The 13,827-nt window shown below is 54.1% G+C and carries 17 protein-coding genes; 12 read left to right on the top strand and 5 right to left on the bottom strand.

Translation table 11 applies throughout. The annotated features are described in order from the left end of the window. Nucleotides 1-5: 5 nt before the first annotated feature. The 3 genes from motB to pssA all read right to left on the bottom strand — a co-directional run bounded on the left by motB (nucleotide 6) and on the right by pssA (nucleotide 2,283). Nucleotides 6-785: a flagellar motor protein MotB gene (gene motB / locus GYMC52_RS12875; RefSeq protein WP_013524187.1), complete on the bottom strand. Its 780-nt coding sequence runs from the start codon at nucleotides 783-785 to the stop codon at nucleotides 6-8. Next, a complete protein-coding gene (gene motA, locus GYMC52_RS12870; RefSeq protein WP_013524186.1) occupies nucleotides 778-1,569 on the bottom strand; it encodes a flagellar motor stator protein MotA in 792 nt (263 codons plus the stop codon). Before motA ends, motB begins: the two co-directional genes overlap by 8 nt. Before the next feature lie 174 nt (nucleotides 1,570-1,743). After that, nucleotides 1,744-2,283, bottom strand: coding sequence for a CDP-diacylglycerol--serine O-phosphatidyltransferase (pssA, locus tag GYMC52_RS12865; protein ID WP_013524185.1), 540 nt, complete (start codon nucleotides 2,281-2,283; stop codon nucleotides 1,744-1,746). 123 nt (nucleotides 2,284-2,406) lie between these two features. On the opposite strand from pssA, the gene GYMC52_RS12860 reads away from it, so the two are divergent. Beyond that, nucleotides 2,407-3,201 carry a phosphatidylserine decarboxylase gene (locus GYMC52_RS12860; RefSeq protein ID WP_011232006.1) on the top strand — a complete coding sequence of 265 codons (795 nt, stop codon included), beginning with the start codon at nucleotides 2,407-2,409 and terminating at the stop codon, nucleotides 3,199-3,201. 36 nt (nucleotides 3,202-3,237) lie between these two features. Here GYMC52_RS12860 and GYMC52_RS12855 read toward each other — a convergent pair whose 3' ends face one another. Next, nucleotides 3,238-3,378, bottom strand: coding sequence for a sporulation histidine kinase inhibitor Sda (locus tag GYMC52_RS12855; RefSeq protein ID WP_008879941.1), 141 nt, complete (start codon nucleotides 3,376-3,378; stop codon nucleotides 3,238-3,240). Between the two features lie 327 nt (nucleotides 3,379-3,705). On the opposite strand from GYMC52_RS12855, the gene GYMC52_RS12850 reads away from it, so the two are divergent. The 8 genes from GYMC52_RS12850 to GYMC52_RS12815 are packed head-to-tail and all read left to right on the top strand — an operon-like array spanning nucleotide 3,706 to nucleotide 8,754. Continuing rightward, nucleotides 3,706-4,221: a YqeG family HAD IIIA-type phosphatase gene (locus GYMC52_RS12850; protein WP_011232005.1), complete on the top strand. Its 516-nt coding sequence runs from the start codon at nucleotides 3,706-3,708 to the stop codon at nucleotides 4,219-4,221. Between the two features lie 2 nt (nucleotides 4,222-4,223). After that, nucleotides 4,224-5,333 (top strand): ribosome biogenesis GTPase YqeH, encoded by a 1,110-nt coding sequence (gene yqeH, locus GYMC52_RS12845; RefSeq protein WP_013524184.1) that lies wholly within the window; start codon nucleotides 4,224-4,226, stop codon nucleotides 5,331-5,333. Between the two features lie 23 nt (nucleotides 5,334-5,356). After that, nucleotides 5,357-6,187, top strand: a complete 831-nt coding sequence (gene aroE, locus GYMC52_RS12840; protein WP_013524183.1) for a shikimate dehydrogenase — start codon at nucleotides 5,357-5,359, stop codon at nucleotides 6,185-6,187. A 3-nt stretch (nucleotides 6,188-6,190) separates the two neighbouring features. Then, nucleotides 6,191-6,484 carry a ribosome assembly RNA-binding protein YhbY gene (gene yhbY / locus GYMC52_RS12835; protein WP_013524182.1) on the top strand — a complete coding sequence of 98 codons (294 nt, stop codon included), beginning with the start codon at nucleotides 6,191-6,193 and terminating at the stop codon, nucleotides 6,482-6,484. A 39-nt stretch (nucleotides 6,485-6,523) separates the two neighbouring features. Next, a complete protein-coding gene (locus GYMC52_RS12830; protein WP_013524181.1) occupies nucleotides 6,524-7,174 on the top strand; it encodes a nicotinate-nucleotide adenylyltransferase in 651 nt (216 codons plus the stop codon). Beyond that, entirely contained in the window at nucleotides 7,083-7,661 is a 579-nt protein-coding gene (yqeK, locus tag GYMC52_RS12825) for a bis(5'-nucleosyl)-tetraphosphatase (symmetrical) YqeK (RefSeq protein WP_013524180.1), read from the top strand. The genes GYMC52_RS12830 and yqeK overlap by 92 nt, the downstream gene beginning before the upstream one ends. Then, nucleotides 7,658-8,014: a ribosome silencing factor gene (gene rsfS, locus GYMC52_RS12820; RefSeq protein WP_013524179.1), complete on the top strand. Its 357-nt coding sequence runs from the start codon at nucleotides 7,658-7,660 to the stop codon at nucleotides 8,012-8,014. Before yqeK ends, rsfS begins: the two co-directional genes overlap by 4 nt. After that, nucleotides 8,011-8,754, top strand: a complete 744-nt coding sequence (locus GYMC52_RS12815; RefSeq protein ID WP_013524178.1) for a class I SAM-dependent DNA methyltransferase — start codon at nucleotides 8,011-8,013, stop codon at nucleotides 8,752-8,754. Before rsfS ends, GYMC52_RS12815 begins: the two co-directional genes overlap by 4 nt. A 673-nt stretch (nucleotides 8,755-9,427) precedes the next feature. Here the strand turns inward: GYMC52_RS12815 and comER are convergent. After that, nucleotides 9,428-10,246 (bottom strand): late competence protein ComER, encoded by an 819-nt coding sequence (gene comER, locus GYMC52_RS12810; protein ID WP_013524177.1) that lies wholly within the window; start codon nucleotides 10,244-10,246, stop codon nucleotides 9,428-9,430. 104 nt (nucleotides 10,247-10,350) lie between these two features. Between comER and GYMC52_RS12805 the strand changes: the two genes are divergently transcribed. From GYMC52_RS12805 to GYMC52_RS12795, 3 genes are all read left to right on the top strand, one after another. Next, nucleotides 10,351-10,974 (top strand): helix-hairpin-helix domain-containing protein, encoded by a 624-nt coding sequence (locus GYMC52_RS12805; RefSeq protein ID WP_013524176.1) that lies wholly within the window; start codon nucleotides 10,351-10,353, stop codon nucleotides 10,972-10,974. Nucleotides 10,975-11,103: 129 nt separating this feature from the next. Then, entirely contained in the window at nucleotides 11,104-11,574 is a 471-nt protein-coding gene (locus tag GYMC52_RS12800; protein WP_013524175.1) for a ComE operon protein 2, read from the top strand. Further along, nucleotides 11,571-13,820, top strand: a complete 2,250-nt coding sequence (locus tag GYMC52_RS12795; RefSeq protein ID WP_013524174.1) for a DNA internalization-related competence protein ComEC/Rec2 — start codon at nucleotides 11,571-11,573, stop codon at nucleotides 13,818-13,820. The genes GYMC52_RS12800 and GYMC52_RS12795 overlap by 4 nt, the downstream gene beginning before the upstream one ends. Nucleotides 13,821-13,827: the final 7 nt, after the last annotated feature.

The raw sequence follows: 13,827 nt of genomic DNA, 5'->3' as shown, positions 1-13,827 counted from the left end.
GGCGGTCACTGAGTGGATGTGGACGAATCATTGACGTCGGTGCGCGGCAAAATTAAAATTTCGACGCGCCGGTTTTTCATCCGCCCGGCAGCGGTGGCGTTGGAGGCGATCGGCTTGTATTCGCCATACCCTTTAGCGCTGAAATAGCGCGGGTCGAGTTGCTTGTTTTCAAGCAGCACTTTCATGAAATTGACGGCGCGCATGACGCTCAGCTCCCAGTTGGAAGCAAATTTCTCGTTATGGATCGGCACGTTGTCCGTATGGCCGCTGATAATGATATTGCGCGGCGGGTTCATGACGAGCAAAGCGGAGATTTCCGCCGCAAGACGCCGGTCTTTCATGCGCACTTCGGCGCTGCCGGAGTCGAATAAAATATCATCCAAAATGGTAATCGCGAGCCCTTCGTCCGTCAAGGAAGTCTGCAGTTTTCCCGTCAGCTTGTTGTCGTGGATGTAGCTGTCGATTTTCGCTTTGATTTGCCCTAATTCTTCTTTTTCCTTTCCGTTTACGGCTGGGGAAGGCTGCTTTGCTTGATGCCGTCCTTCTTCGTCTTGGGCCGGTGGAGTGATCGGCTCGATCGGGCTTTGAAAGTCAAGAACACCTGTTCCACCGGCAAAGGCGGTGCTAAAGGCGCGCGCAATTTCTTGAAACTTCTTTTGGTCGATTTGGCTGCTCGCAAACAAGACGATGAATAGGGCGAGCAATAGCGTCAATAAATCCGCGTACGGAATCAGCCATGCCTCGCTCATATGGTCGTCATGCTTGTTCTTTTTTTTCTTAGCCATTGGCCGTTTCCCCTTGCACCAGCGCTTGGCGCCGCTCGCTTTCCGGCAAGTATGAGGCGAGTTTTTGTTCGATCATGCGCGGGGCTTGTCCTTCCAAAATGGACAGCACCCCTTCAATCATGATGTAGCGCACGCGCGCCTCTTCCTTCGATTTCCGCCGCAGTTTGTTGGCAAACGGATGCCAAAGCACATAGCCGGTGAAAATGCCGAGCATCGTGGCGACAAAAGCGGCGCTGATCGCCTTGCCGAGCTCGGCGATGTTTTCCATATTGCCAAGGGCGGCAATCAGGCCGATGACGGCCCCAAGCACCCCGAGCGTCGGCGCGTACGTGCCTGCTTGGGAAAAAATCGCGGCATTCGCTTCGTGGCGCTCTTCCATGGCAACGATTTCCTCTGTCATGACATCGCGGATGAACTCTTGCGTTTGCCCATCGATTGCCATGCTGAGTCCGTTGCGCAAAAACGGGTCGTCAATGTCGTCCAATTTCGCCTCGAGCGCCAGCAGCCCTTCGCGGCGGGCGATATTCGCCCAATCGACGAACAGCGGAATCAGTTGTTCGACCGTCGGCGTCGTTGATTCCGTGAAAATGACTTTGAAAAGTTTTGGCACTTTTTTAATTTCCTGCGTCGGAAAGGCGATGACGACCGCTGCCGCCGTCCCGACGAGAATGATGAGGATAGCGGCCGGATTGATCAATACAGCAGGCGAAACGCCCTTAAAGTACATGCCCAACCCGACGGCAATGACGCCAAGGATGATGCCGATGACCGATGTTTTGTCCAAATGAATCCCCCCGCTTTTTCCATACGAACGATCTACGCCATTGGGCGTTTTTATGAAGAAACCATATTTATCATATACTGAATATAGGAGGTTGAAAAGGGAAAAAGGTGTGACATGAGACGAAAAAAGCCGCCCGCTCCATTAGGCTGACGGAAGGGGCAGCTCCGGTGATCATCATATTTTTTTCAGTTTAAACGTGCCGACCATTAAAAACGATAAAATAAGCGCCAAAAACATAAACGATTGTGGCGGGAAGTACGGGATGGCTAAATAACCGAGCGTCATCAGCACCCCGGCGGCGGTGATCGGCAGCCCCGCGAAGTAACCGTTGTTTTCTGTGATGTTGAAGCGAGCGAGGCGGAAGGCGCCGCAAGCGATGTACAAAACGGTGAATACCGCGCCGGGCGCGCCGAACTCATGGAACAAGCCTTGGTACATCAGCAAGGCGGGAGCGACGCCGAAGGAGACGATGTCGCTCATCGAATCGAGCTGCTTGCCAAGTTCGGATTCAATGTTCATCTTGCGCGCCACAGCGCCGTCAAAGCGATCGACAAACGCTGCTAAAAAAACGAGCAGCACGCTCATATGAAGCTGCCCTTTCAGCGTAGCCAGGACGGAAAAGCCGCCAAGCGACAAGTTTGTCATCGTCAAAATGTTTGCCGCGTTTGCTTTCAGCTTTTTTAACGTATAATCTAAATAGTCCGATAAGAACAAGTTTCCCCACTCCTTTTCCAACAGAAAACGCCAAAAGAAAATTCTACTACCATTATACTCGTTTTGGCGGTAATATGGAAGGTAGTAACGAATAGCGATGTTGCGCTACTGGAGGGAACGTGCTTGCGAAAATGGCTTTATCGTTTGTTCATCGAGCTGACCAATCACTCGCTTTCTTCAAAGCTGCTCGCTTCGTTTGCCAAATCGCGCCTCAGCGGGCTATTGATATCATCGTATGCAAAAATTTATCATATTAACCAAGACGAAATGGAAAAAAGCCTAAAAAATTATAAGACGTTGCAGCAACTGTTCGTTCGCCGGCTGAAGGCCGGGGTGAGGCCGGTCGACGCTGATGAGCATACGGTCGTCAGCCCGGTCGACGCTGTCATTGAAGACATGGGCACGATTCGAGAAAACTGTGAAATGATCGTCAAGGGAAAGCCGTATTCCATTGCGGAAATGCTCGGCAGCGTTGAAGCGGCACAACCGTATGTGAACGGGTTCTTTTTTATTCTGTATTTAAGCCCGAGCCATTATCACCGCATCCACAGCCCAATATCTGGAGTGATCGAAAAGCAGTGGGCGCTCGGCCGCAAGTCGTATCCAGTCAACCGTCTTGGCTTAAAATATGGGCGTCGGCCGCTCGAGAAAAATTACCGCCTCATCACCGAGGTCACAGCCGGCGGCAAGCGCTTGGCGATCGTGAAAATCGGCGCCATGTTCGTCAACAGCATTGAATTGACCCATGAGGGTGAGCAGCTTGTAAAAGGAGAGGAAATGGCGTATTTTTCGTTCGGTTCAACGGTCGTCTTGCTGTTTGAACGCGGAAGTTTCGCCCCTGACCCGCGCATTGTTGCGCCCATGCCGATCAAAGTCGGCGAGCGGCTCGGCTATTGGTGCGAGGCGCACGAGCGCTAAGGCTTTCGGAAACAAAAAAAGCCCGAAGGCCTTTGCTTATGAGGACAGCTTAATTTTGTGGGTCAATGAACGGCGCTGGATTTCTTTTTCAATCAACTCGATGAATTCCGGGCTGAGGTTGAGCTCTTTCGCCTTGAAGTACGACTCGATCAACAGCTCGTCGGACAAATGTTTCATCGGGGGCGTCCTCCTTTTTTGGATGGAATATGCCAAACATGTCATACATATAATGGTAGGTTACTTACAATGTACCATGACTTGTGAAAGAGAACAACCGTTCTGTTATCCACAGAAAGCGGTGGATAACATGTGGAAAACATGTTTATAAAGTGTAGGAAGTGTGATGACCAGCTTGTGTATAATGTGGACAACAGTTATCCACAAGATGGAGAGGCGCAAAATTTGTCGAAAGTTTTTTCTATTTATCATCGGTAAACTTTGTTTTGAAACAAACGATAAAATTCGCTATGATGGGAAAAGCAAATGGAAAGGCGGGTGTCCGGCATGCTTCACTACTTTTTGCCAAGCCAGTTTGCCAAGCGTGTGATCGACATTACTCCGGATGAGCTGAAACAAAAAGGGGTCAAAGGGATCATCACTGATTTGGACAATACGCTCGTTGAATGGGATCGGCCGAGCGCCACCCCGGAGCTGGCCGCATGGTTTGATGCGATGAAGCAGGCGGGCATTAAGGTCGTCATCGTATCGAATAATAATAAACAACGCGTGCAGTCGTTTGCTGAGCCGCTTGGCATCCCGTTCATCTTTGAAGCGCGCAAACCGCTGACACGCGCGTTTTTGCAGGCATTAAAGATGATGGAGCTTAAGAAAGAGGAAGTCGTCGTCATCGGCGATCAGTTGCTGACCGATGTGCTTGGGGGCAACCGGCTCGGACTGAACACGATTTTAGTCGTCCCGGTCGCCCAGACGGACGGATTATGGACGCGTTTCAATCGAAAAATGGAGCGGAGAATTTTAAAGGTGATGCGCAAAAAAGGGATGATTTACTGGGAGGAATGATCGTGGAGCCACAACTGCGTTGCATCGGCTGCGGAGCGGCCATTCAGTTTGACGATCCGAAAAAGGCGGGCTATGCGCCGAAAAGCGTGCTCGAAAAAGACGAGGAAGAAATCATTTGCCAGCGCTGCTTCCGCTTGAAACATTACAACGAAGTGCAAGACGTGCCGCTTGATGACAGCGATTTTTTAAACATGCTGCACCGCATCGGGGAATCGAAGGCGCTTGTCGTCAACATCGTCGACATTTTTGATTTCAACGGCAGCTGGATTCCTGGCTTGCCGCGGTTTGCGGCCGAGAATCCGATTTTGCTTGTCGGCAACAAGGCGGATTTATTGCCGCGATCGGTCAAATACCCGAAGCTGCTGCGCTGGATGCGCCGCATGGCGGAAGAGCTCGGGCTCTGTCCGGTTGACGTCTGCCTTGTCAGCGCAGCGAAAGGAATTGGCATGGCGAAGGTGATGGAAGCGATCAACCGCTACCGTGAGGGCGGTGATGTCTACGTCGTCGGCTGCACGAATGTCGGCAAGTCGACGTTCATCAATCGGATCATTGAAGAGGCGACCGGCAAAGGGAATGTGATTACCACGTCATATTTCCCGGGGACGACACTCGATATGATCGAAATTCCGCTTGAGGGTGGAGCGACGCTGTATGATACGCCGGGGATCATCAACCATCACCAAATGGCGCACTTTGTTGATGCGCGCGATTTGAAGATCATTACGCCGAAGCGGGAAATCCATCCGCGCGTTTATCAGCTCAACGAAGGGCAGACGCTCTTTTTCGGAGGCTTGGCCCGCCTCGATTACATCAAAGGCGGGCGCCGCTCGTTCGTCTGCTACATGGCCAATGAGTTGACGGTTCATCGGACAAAGTTGGAAAAAGCCGACTCCCTTTATGCCAATCAGCTTGGCGATTTGCTGTCGCCGCCAAACAAACGCTATGCCGCTGAATTTCCGCCGCTTGTGCCGCGCTCGCTGTCTGTCAAAGAGCGGAAGACGGACATCGTCTTTTCCGGACTCGGCTGGGTGACGTGCAACGACCCGGGTGCTCAGCTTGTCGTCCATGCTCCAAAAGGGGTCGACGTATTTATCCGTCAATCGTTGATTTAATGGAAAGCGGGAGGGGGAGAAACGTGGAAAAGGTATACGGGTTGATTGGGTTTCCCGTCGAGCACTCGCTGTCGCCGCTCATGCATAATGATGCATTCGCCCGTTTGGGCATTCCGGCGCGCTATCATTTGTTTCCCGTCGAACCGGGGCAAGTCGGTGCGGCGATCGCTGGCGTGCGGGCGCTCGGCATCGCCGGGGTGAACGTGACGATTCCGCACAAACTGGCGGTCATTCCGTTTTTGGACGAAGTGGACGAACATGCGCGCCGCATCGGGGCGGTCAATACGATCATCAACAACGACGGCCGGCTCATTGGCTTCAATACAGACGGGCCCGGTTATGTCCAAGCGTTGGAAGAGGAAATGAACATCACCTTGGACGGCAAGCGGATTTTGGTGATCGGCGCTGGCGGCGGGGCGCGCGGCATTTACTTTTCGTTGCTGTCGACGGCAGCCGAGCGCATCGATATGGCCAACCGGACGGTGGAAAAAGCGGAGCGGCTCGTCCGCGAAGGGGAGGATGGCCGCTCGGCGTATTTTTCACTCGCCGAGGCCGAAACGCGGCTTGACGAATACGATATTATTATCAATACCACTTCTGTCGGCATGCATCCGCGTGTCGAGGTGCAGCCGCTTTCTCTTGAACGGCTGCGGCCAGGGGTGATCGTTTCCGATATTATTTACAATCCACTGGAAACAAAATGGCTGAAAGAAGCGAAAGCCCGCGGCGCCCGTGTGCAAAACGGCGTCGGCATGCTCGTATACCAAGGGGCGCTGGCGTTCGAAAAGTGGACCGGCCAATGGCCGGATGTCAACCGGATGAAACAGCTTGTCATCGAAGCGTTAAGGAGGTAACATATGCTAACGGGAAAACAAAAACGGTTTTTGCGCGCTCAAGCCCATCATTTGAAACCGATTTTTCAAGTCGGCAAAGGCGGCGTGACGGAAGCGATGACCGAACAAATTGCGGCGGCGCTCGAAGCGCGCGAGCTGTTGAAAGTGAGCGTTTTGCAAAACTGCGAAGAAGACCGCCACGCCGTCGCCGAGCAGCTCGCGGCTGGAACGGGGGCGGAAGTCGTGCAAGTGATCGGCAATACGATCGTCTTATACAAAGAATCGAAGGAGCATAAACAAATCGTTCTGCCTGATTGACAATGGGAGCAGCCACGGCAGGCGGCGGGAGGAAAGAAGATGGGAAAAATCGGGATTTTCGGCGGCACGTTTGATCCGCCTCATTACGGTCATTTGCTCATGGCGAATGAAGTGCTTGACGCCCTTCAGTTGTCAGAAATTTGGTTTCTGCCCAACCGCCTTCCTCCCCATAAGCAGCACGAACAAGTGACCAAAAGCGAAGACCGGCTGCGCATGCTCGAGTTGGCAGTGGCTGGCCATCCGCGCTTTCATATTGAGACGATCGAACTCGAGCGGGAAGGGCCTTCGTATACGTACGACACGATCCGGCAGCTTGTCGCGATGCATCCTGATGACGAATTTTATTTCATCATCGGCGCCGATATGGTCGAATATTTGCCGAATTGGCACCGCATCGATGAGCTCATCGAGTTGGTGACGTTTGTTGGCGTCAAGCGGCCGGGGTTTTCAATGGAAACGCCGTATCCGGTCATCGAAGTTGAGGCGCCGCAGTTTGCTGTTTCTTCCTCGCTCATCCGCGAGCGGGTGCGGAACGGACAGACGATTCGCTATCTTGTGCCGGAAGGCGTCAGACTTTATATTGAGGAGAAGGGGCTATATGGAGCGAGAACAAGCGTTGTGGATTGTGAAACAACAGCTGACAGAGCAGCGCTACGAGCATACGCTTGGCGTTGTCGAGACCGCCGTTAAGCTCGCCAAGCAATACGGCGCCGACGCGAAAAAGGCGGAACTGGCGGCGATTTTCCACGACTATGCCAAATTCCGTCCGGTCGAGGAAATGAAACAAATCATTTTGGCGCAAAATATGCCCAACGATTTGCTTGCTTACAACAGTGAGCTATGGCATGCGCCCGTCGGCGCCTATTTGGTGCAGACAGAAATCGGCATCGATGATCCGGAAGTGCTGGATGCCATTCGCTACCATACGTCGGGAAGGGCGGGAATGACTCTGTTGGAAAAAATTATTTATTTAGCCGACTATATGGAACCAGGGCGCCGCTTCCCCGGCGTCGACGACGTACGGCGCTTGGCGGAAGAAGACCTCAACCGGGCGCTTTTGCAGGCGGTGAAAAATACGATCGCGTTTTTGCTTGAGAAGCGCCAGCTCATTTATCCAGATACGATTCATGCGTACAATTCACTCATGCGTGAAGTGAAGGGGGAAGCAAAACGGTGACGGAACAAGAGGCGTTGCAGCTTGTCGTCCGCGCGGCGGATGATAAAAAGGCGGAACAAATTGTCATCTTGAACATGAAAGGCATTTCGCTTGTCGCCGATTATTTTGTCATTTGCCATGGCAATTCGGACAAACAAGTGCAGGCCATCGCCCGCGAAATTCAAGACCAAGCGGAAGAACACGGCCTAGTGGTGAAGCGGGTTGAAGGATTCCAGGAGGCGAAATGGGTGCTTGTCGATTTGGGCGACATCGTTGTGCATGTTTTTGCCAAAGAGGAGCGCGAGTATTACAACCTCGAACGGCTCTGGGGGGACGCTCCGACGGAAGACGTCGCGGCTGTGTTGCAGCCATGACGTACGGCCGCTTCGCCGACTGGTATGATGCGCTCATGGCTGAGGCGCCGTATGACGCATGGCAATCGTTTGTTGAACGGGCATTCGCCCAATACACCAAACGGCCGGGGAGACGGGTCATTGACATCGGCTGCGGGACGGGAGAGCTTGCCATCCGCCTTGCCAAGGCCGGATGGCAAGTATCCGGCGTTGATCTCTCCGAACATATGCTCGCCGTCGCCCAGGCGAAAGCCGAAGCGGCGGGAGTGGAGGTGCCGTTTTTCGAGCAAAACATGGCGGAGCTCGACGGGTTTTCTGATCTGGATGGCGCCTTCCTGTTTTGCGATGCTCTCAACTATTTAACGGATGAAGAGGATGTGAAGCGGACGTTCGCCGCCGTCTCCCGCGCCCTTGGCGGCGGCGGGCTGCTTTTGTTTGATGTCCATTCGGTCTACAAAATGGACGTCCTGTTCCGCGACGCCGTGTTTGCGGACCAGGATGACGACCTCAGCTACATATGGACGTGCCATCCGCTTGACTGGCCGCACAGCGTCGGGCATGAATTAACCTTTTTCGTCCGCCGCGGCGAGTGGTACGAGCGCTATGACGAATGGCATGAACAGCGCACGTTTGAGCGCGCTGTCTATGAGCAATGGCTCGATTCCGCTGGCTTTGAGGTGTTCGAGGTGACCGCCGATTTCACCAATGCGCCCCCGACCGAGACGGCGGAACGGTTGTTTTTCGTCGCGCGGAAGCGGTGAGGGGCGTGTGGTGAGGGACCTTAGCAGCCAAAAAAGATGCTGTTGCAAGAGGTTGATGGAACATCACTGAAAGTGGGGAAAGAAAAAAGAGCCGGAGGGGCTCTTTTTTTATGCGCATGTGGAAAAGAAGGGGGTGAATGTATGGCCAAACGTTGCGATCGACGCGATTGACGGCTGGGAAATTGAAAAAGATGTGTGAGTTAGAAGGATTATGAAGATATTGGTCGAAATAGATAAATATAAGGCAAATGTCCTAAGAGAAAATGTCTGATGGGGTCGAATCGAAAATGAATGATGTTTATGCTCATACGCCACGGGAATTTTGAAATAGAAGACATGCCAAGCTCAAAGAGGATCGTATCGAACAGCAATGGAAACAGCACGGTTCTTATTGGCTCAACGCCATCCCAATGATTTACATAATCCGAATATATCTCAGGAATATTTCCTCTATCTTGCCGCACATATCATCGGCATTTTGTATTGCACCCATCCAAAAGGGATGGGTGAGGATTGAAACATCAATATCTCCTCGCAAATGCCGGGCTAATAATCGATTGCACCCAGCCAAAAGGCTGGGTGAGGATTGCAACATTATCTCCTAGCTGAAGGTTCAAGGGATATCTTTTTTGCAAAACAAAGCAGGAATTTCCCTTTCTGCGTCGAATGAAACCTATGAAAATTGTTGCTTCACCTTCTCCACATCTTCTTTAAACTTCTCATGTGTTTTCGCCAGCACTTCTTCAAAGACGCCGTTCATTCGTTGTTCCAGCACAGCGATTCCTTCCCCGGTGATCCCGCCTTTGACGCATACTTTTTCCTGCAACGTTGGCAATGTGTACAGATTCCGCTTCAGCAGCTCCCCAAGGCCGATGATCATATCGGTTGCCAGCATCGTCGCCTGTTCCTTCGTGATGGCGGTTTTGGCCGCTGCGGCGTCGATGAAGCGCTGAAGCAAATAGCTGAAAAACGCCGGGCCGCAGCTTGAGATGTCGGAAGCGACGCGGGTGATGGCCTCGTCGATGTACACCGGCGAGGCGATGCGCCGGAGAAGATCATCGATCGTTTGCCGGCAGGTGGTCGAACAGCGTGATCCGAAGGTGACAAGGATGCTGCCGGAGAGCGCCCGGTTTGCAATGCTCGGAATGGCGCGCACGATTTGGCAAGGGACGGCTGCTTCAAGCTGTTCGACGCTGATCGGGCTTGTGATCGACACAAGGCAATGCTCCCTTGTCCAGTGCGGGGCCAGTTGCTGCAATAATGGGTGGATGTCGAGCGGTTTGACGCATAAAAAGACGAGGCTGGATTGTTTGATGACTTCAGCCGCATCGGCAACCACTGCAATGCCGGGATGCGCGCGTTGTATCGCGAACGCTTTCGCAAGCGTACGGTTCGTGATGACGAGCTGATCCGCTTTCACGGCGCCGGAGTCGAGGAACGCTTCGATTAAGATGGTGCCCATATTCCCCGTGCCGATGACGCCGATGTTCATGTGTTGTCCCCCCCCTCCCGGTTTTGGTTCACCGGAACTCTCTTTTTCGATATGTATGAGAAAAAGGCTCGGTTTATGACTTGAGATGGAAAGGATGGGATCGTATGTGGGAGCATGTGCAGGAGCTTGGAAAACGTTATGGGAAAGCGGGGGTGCTCTTGTTGTTTGCCGCGGCGGCGGGGTTATGGGTGTTTCGTCATCCGACGGATGAAAAGGGGCAAGTCGTCTTGCCGGCGGCGGCTGAAACAGATGCCGCCCGGACGGAAGAAAAAAAGGACGAGGCGCCAAAAACCGCTGTGGTGGATGTGAAAGGGGCGGTCGTGAAACCAGGGGTGTACGAGGTGGCGGCGGACGCCCGCGTTCGCGATGTCATCGTCCTAGCCGGTGGATTGACGGACGAGGCGGATGAAACGAAAGTCAATCTGGCGGCAAAAGTGCGCGATGAAATGATGATTTACGTGCCGGCAAAAGGCGAGGCCGCACCGGCGTCAAATGCCGTCGGCAAGTCTCCGAGCGATGGGGCTCGGGACGGGCCGCAAGTGGCGGTCAATATGGCGACGGAAGAGGAGTTGATGCAGCTTCCCGGCATCGGACCGGCGAAGGCAAAAGCGATCATCGCCTATCGCGAAGAACACGGGCCGTTTCAGCGGGTGGAGGATTTGTTGAATGTAACCGGAATTGGTGAAAAAACGCTGGAGAAATTGAAACCGTATTTGCTTGTGCCGTAAACGAGGCGGGGGAGCGCAATGCTTCTCGTTTATGGGCGGATCAGGGCTGCTGCGGACGTTTTTCGGCGTTGACGGGGGCAGGCGGCGGCGGGTAGACTAAAAGTATGGAAACGAGCGGAGGGACGTAAAATGGAACGCATCACATGGGATCAATACTTTATGGCGCAAAGCCATCTGTTGGCGCTGCGCAGCACGTGCACAAGGCTGGCGGTCGGAGCGACGATTGTGCGCGATAAGCGCATCATCGCCGGCGGGTACAACGGCTCGATCGCCGGCGGCGCCCATTGCACCGATGAAGGGTGCTACGTTATTGACGGCCATTGTGTACGGACGATCCATGCGGAAATGAATGCCATTTTGCAATGCGCCAAGTTCGGCGTCCCGACCGAGGGGGCGGAGATGTATGTCACCCATTTTCCGTGCTTGCATTGTTGCAAGGCGATCATTCAAAGCGGCATCCGCGCTGTCTATTACGCGCAAGACTACAAAAACCACCCGTACGCCTTGGAGCTGTTTGCCCAAGCTGGCGTCCGGCTCGTGCAAGTGCCGCTGAAAACGGATGTGTTCGCCTTGCTTTCCGACGGTGGAGGGGAATCATGAAAGGACAAGCCGTCTATCCCGCCGCGGCGGCGCTTTTGGCCGTGGCGGCGGCCTCTCCGTCCAAAACCACATGTCTTCTCCTTATCGTTTATCTCCTTCTTCTTTTCATCCGCCGGCCCCACTGTTTCCTTCCTGCTCTCGTTGCAGCTCTCTTCTTTTTTGTCTATTTTCTCATCGTTGACCATCATAACAAAACTTCCCTTTCCGGCGGCCGTCATTCGCTTTCCGTTCGTTTTTCCGCCGCGCCGGCGATCGACGGCGATCGATTGCAGGCGGCGGTGCAAGCTGGCAAGGAGCGGGTGCAGCTCCGTTACATCATTCGGACGGCTGCGGAAAAAGAAGCGCTGCGTGCGCGTCTTATGCCCGGGGTCGTGTGCCGGCTGAGCGGAATGCTCGAGCGCCCCATGCCAGCTGGCAATCCGTATGCGTTTGATTACCGCCGTTATTTGCGCCGCCACCGCATTCATTGGCTCTTTCTCCCTGAGGCGATCGACCTTTCCGCTTGCGTGCGCGTCCGTCCCACCATCATCGAACGGCTCGAAGCCATTCGCGAGGCTGGCGTCCGCCGCATTGAAGCCCGGTTTCCGCCGGAAGCGGCCGGCATCGCCGCTGCGCTCATTTATGGCGAACGCCGCTCGTTGGACGAGGAAGTGATTAGCGGTTACCAGCAGCTCGGGATCATCCATTTGTTGGCCATTTCCGGCGGCCATGTCACCCTGCTTGTCAGTGCTGCGTTGGCCGCTGCCATTCGGTTTGTGACGCGCGAAGCGGCCGTGCTTGCTTTGCTCGTTTTCTTGCCTATGTATGCGGTGCTCGCCGGCGCTTCGCCGTCGGTGCTGCGCGCTTGTGCGACCGGGATGATTGTGTTGGCCGTCCAGTGGAAAAAAGGAAGGATCCATCCGCTGGATGCGTTGAGTTGGACAGCGCTTGCCCTGCTCGTCTTTGATCCCTATATGGTTTGGGATGTCGGTTTTCAACTATCGTTTCTTGTCACGTTTGCCCTTCTCGCCCATGTATCGGTGCTCGCCTCTGCTCGTTCGATGCTCCAAAACTTGTTTCAGACCGCGCTCGCCGCTCAGCTTGCCGCGCTGCCGGTTTTGCTTTACCATTTTTATGAAGTTTCTGTTTGGAGCGTAGGACTCAATGTCTTCTTCGTCCCTTGGTATTCATTTGTCATCTTGCCACTCGCTTTTCTATCCGCAGTTTTTCCCTTTTCTCCGCTCATTTGGCTGTTTAGCCGTCTCATTGAGCTGACGGACGCGGTTGTCCATTTTTTCTCGGTCGATTACTCGTTTATGCTTGTGCTCGGCCGTCCGGGGCCGTGGTGCTTAGCTGGTTATCTGACAGCCATCGCGGCGGCGTTTTTGGATTGGGAACGCGGCCGCCTGATCCGCGGATTGACAGCGGTGGCGGCGGCGACGGCGCTGCATATGGCTTCTCCGTATATGAATCCAAAGGGAGAAGTAACGATATTGGATGTTGGACAAGGGGACTGCGTTTATATCGAGCTTCCGCATCGCAAAGCGGTCTATCTCATTGACACGGGCGGGACGCCGGAATGGGCGCGCGAACCGTGGCGCAAGCGGTCGCGTCCGTTTTCTGTCGGCCGCGACGTTGTCGTGCCGTTTTTAAAAGCCCAAGGGGTGAGGACGCTTGATCAACTGATTTTGACGCACGATGACGCCGACCATATCGGGTCTGCTCCCGAGGTGATGGCAGCCGTGCGCGTCAAGAAGATTGTCACAAGCCCAGGAGCGCTGCCGGCCGTCAAGGCGATGGCGCGCCCGTTTTCCGTGCCGGTGGCCGCCGGCGTGCGGGGGGATCGGTGGAAGGTGGGGGATGCCGCGTTTTCCGTATTGCACCCGGAGGCGGGAAACAATGAGGATAATAACGGCTCGCTTGTATTGCTCGCCCGCCTCGGCCGCTTGACATGGCTGTTTGCTGCGGATATCGAGGAAGAGGCGGAACAGGCGCTCATCCGCGCTTATCCGACGCTGCGTGTCGATGTATTGAAAGTCGCCCACCACGGCAGCAAAACGTCGACAACAGAGCCGTTTTTGCGGACGGTCAAGCCGCGAGCGGCCATCATTTCCGTCGGCCGCTACAATCGCTACGGGCATCCGTCCCCCGAGGTGCTTATGCGGCTTGGGCAACAACGGGCGATCATTTGGCGGACGGATGAAAACGGGGCCATTCGCTATGTGTATGACGAAAACAGTGGAACCTTTCAGGTGATGAAACCATAAGATGTAG

This window comes from Geobacillus sp. Y412MC52 (assembly GCF_000174795.2).
GTDB classification, from domain to species: Bacteria; Bacillota; Bacilli; order Bacillales; family Anoxybacillaceae; genus Geobacillus; species Geobacillus thermoleovorans.
Note: the sequence above shows the minus strand (reverse complement) of the source record. Positions and strands in the feature narration are given on the sequence as shown.

Bases quoted from the DNA above. Each gene is read 5' to 3' on its own strand.
- motB (WP_013524187.1), bottom strand. From the start codon at position 785: ATGGCTAAGAAAAAAAAGAACAAGCATGACGACCATATGAGCGAGGCA.
- GYMC52_RS12855 (WP_008879941.1), bottom strand. From the start codon at position 3,378: ATGAAACATTTGTCCGACGAGCTGTTGATCGAGTCGTACTTCAAGGCG.
- GYMC52_RS12850 (WP_011232005.1), top strand. From the start codon at position 3,706: ATGCTTCACTACTTTTTGCCAAGCCAGTTTGCCAAGCGTGTGATCGAC.
- yhbY (WP_013524182.1), top strand. From the start codon at position 6,191: ATGCTAACGGGAAAACAAAAACGGTTTTTGCGCGCTCAAGCCCATCAT.
- GYMC52_RS12830 (WP_013524181.1), top strand. From the start codon at position 6,524: ATGGGAAAAATCGGGATTTTCGGCGGCACGTTTGATCCGCCTCATTAC.
- yqeK (WP_013524180.1), top strand. From the start codon at position 7,083: ATGGAGCGAGAACAAGCGTTGTGGATTGTGAAACAACAGCTGACAGAG.
- GYMC52_RS12815 (WP_013524178.1), top strand. From the start codon at position 8,011: ATGACGTACGGCCGCTTCGCCGACTGGTATGATGCGCTCATGGCTGAG.
- comER (WP_013524177.1), bottom strand. From the start codon at position 10,246: ATGAACATCGGCGTCATCGGCACGGGGAATATGGGCACCATCTTAATC.
- GYMC52_RS12805 (WP_013524176.1), top strand. From the start codon at position 10,351: ATGTGGGAGCATGTGCAGGAGCTTGGAAAACGTTATGGGAAAGCGGGG.
- GYMC52_RS12800 (WP_013524175.1), top strand. From the start codon at position 11,104: ATGGAACGCATCACATGGGATCAATACTTTATGGCGCAAAGCCATCTG.
- GYMC52_RS12795 (WP_013524174.1), top strand. From the start codon at position 11,571: ATGAAAGGACAAGCCGTCTATCCCGCCGCGGCGGCGCTTTTGGCCGTG.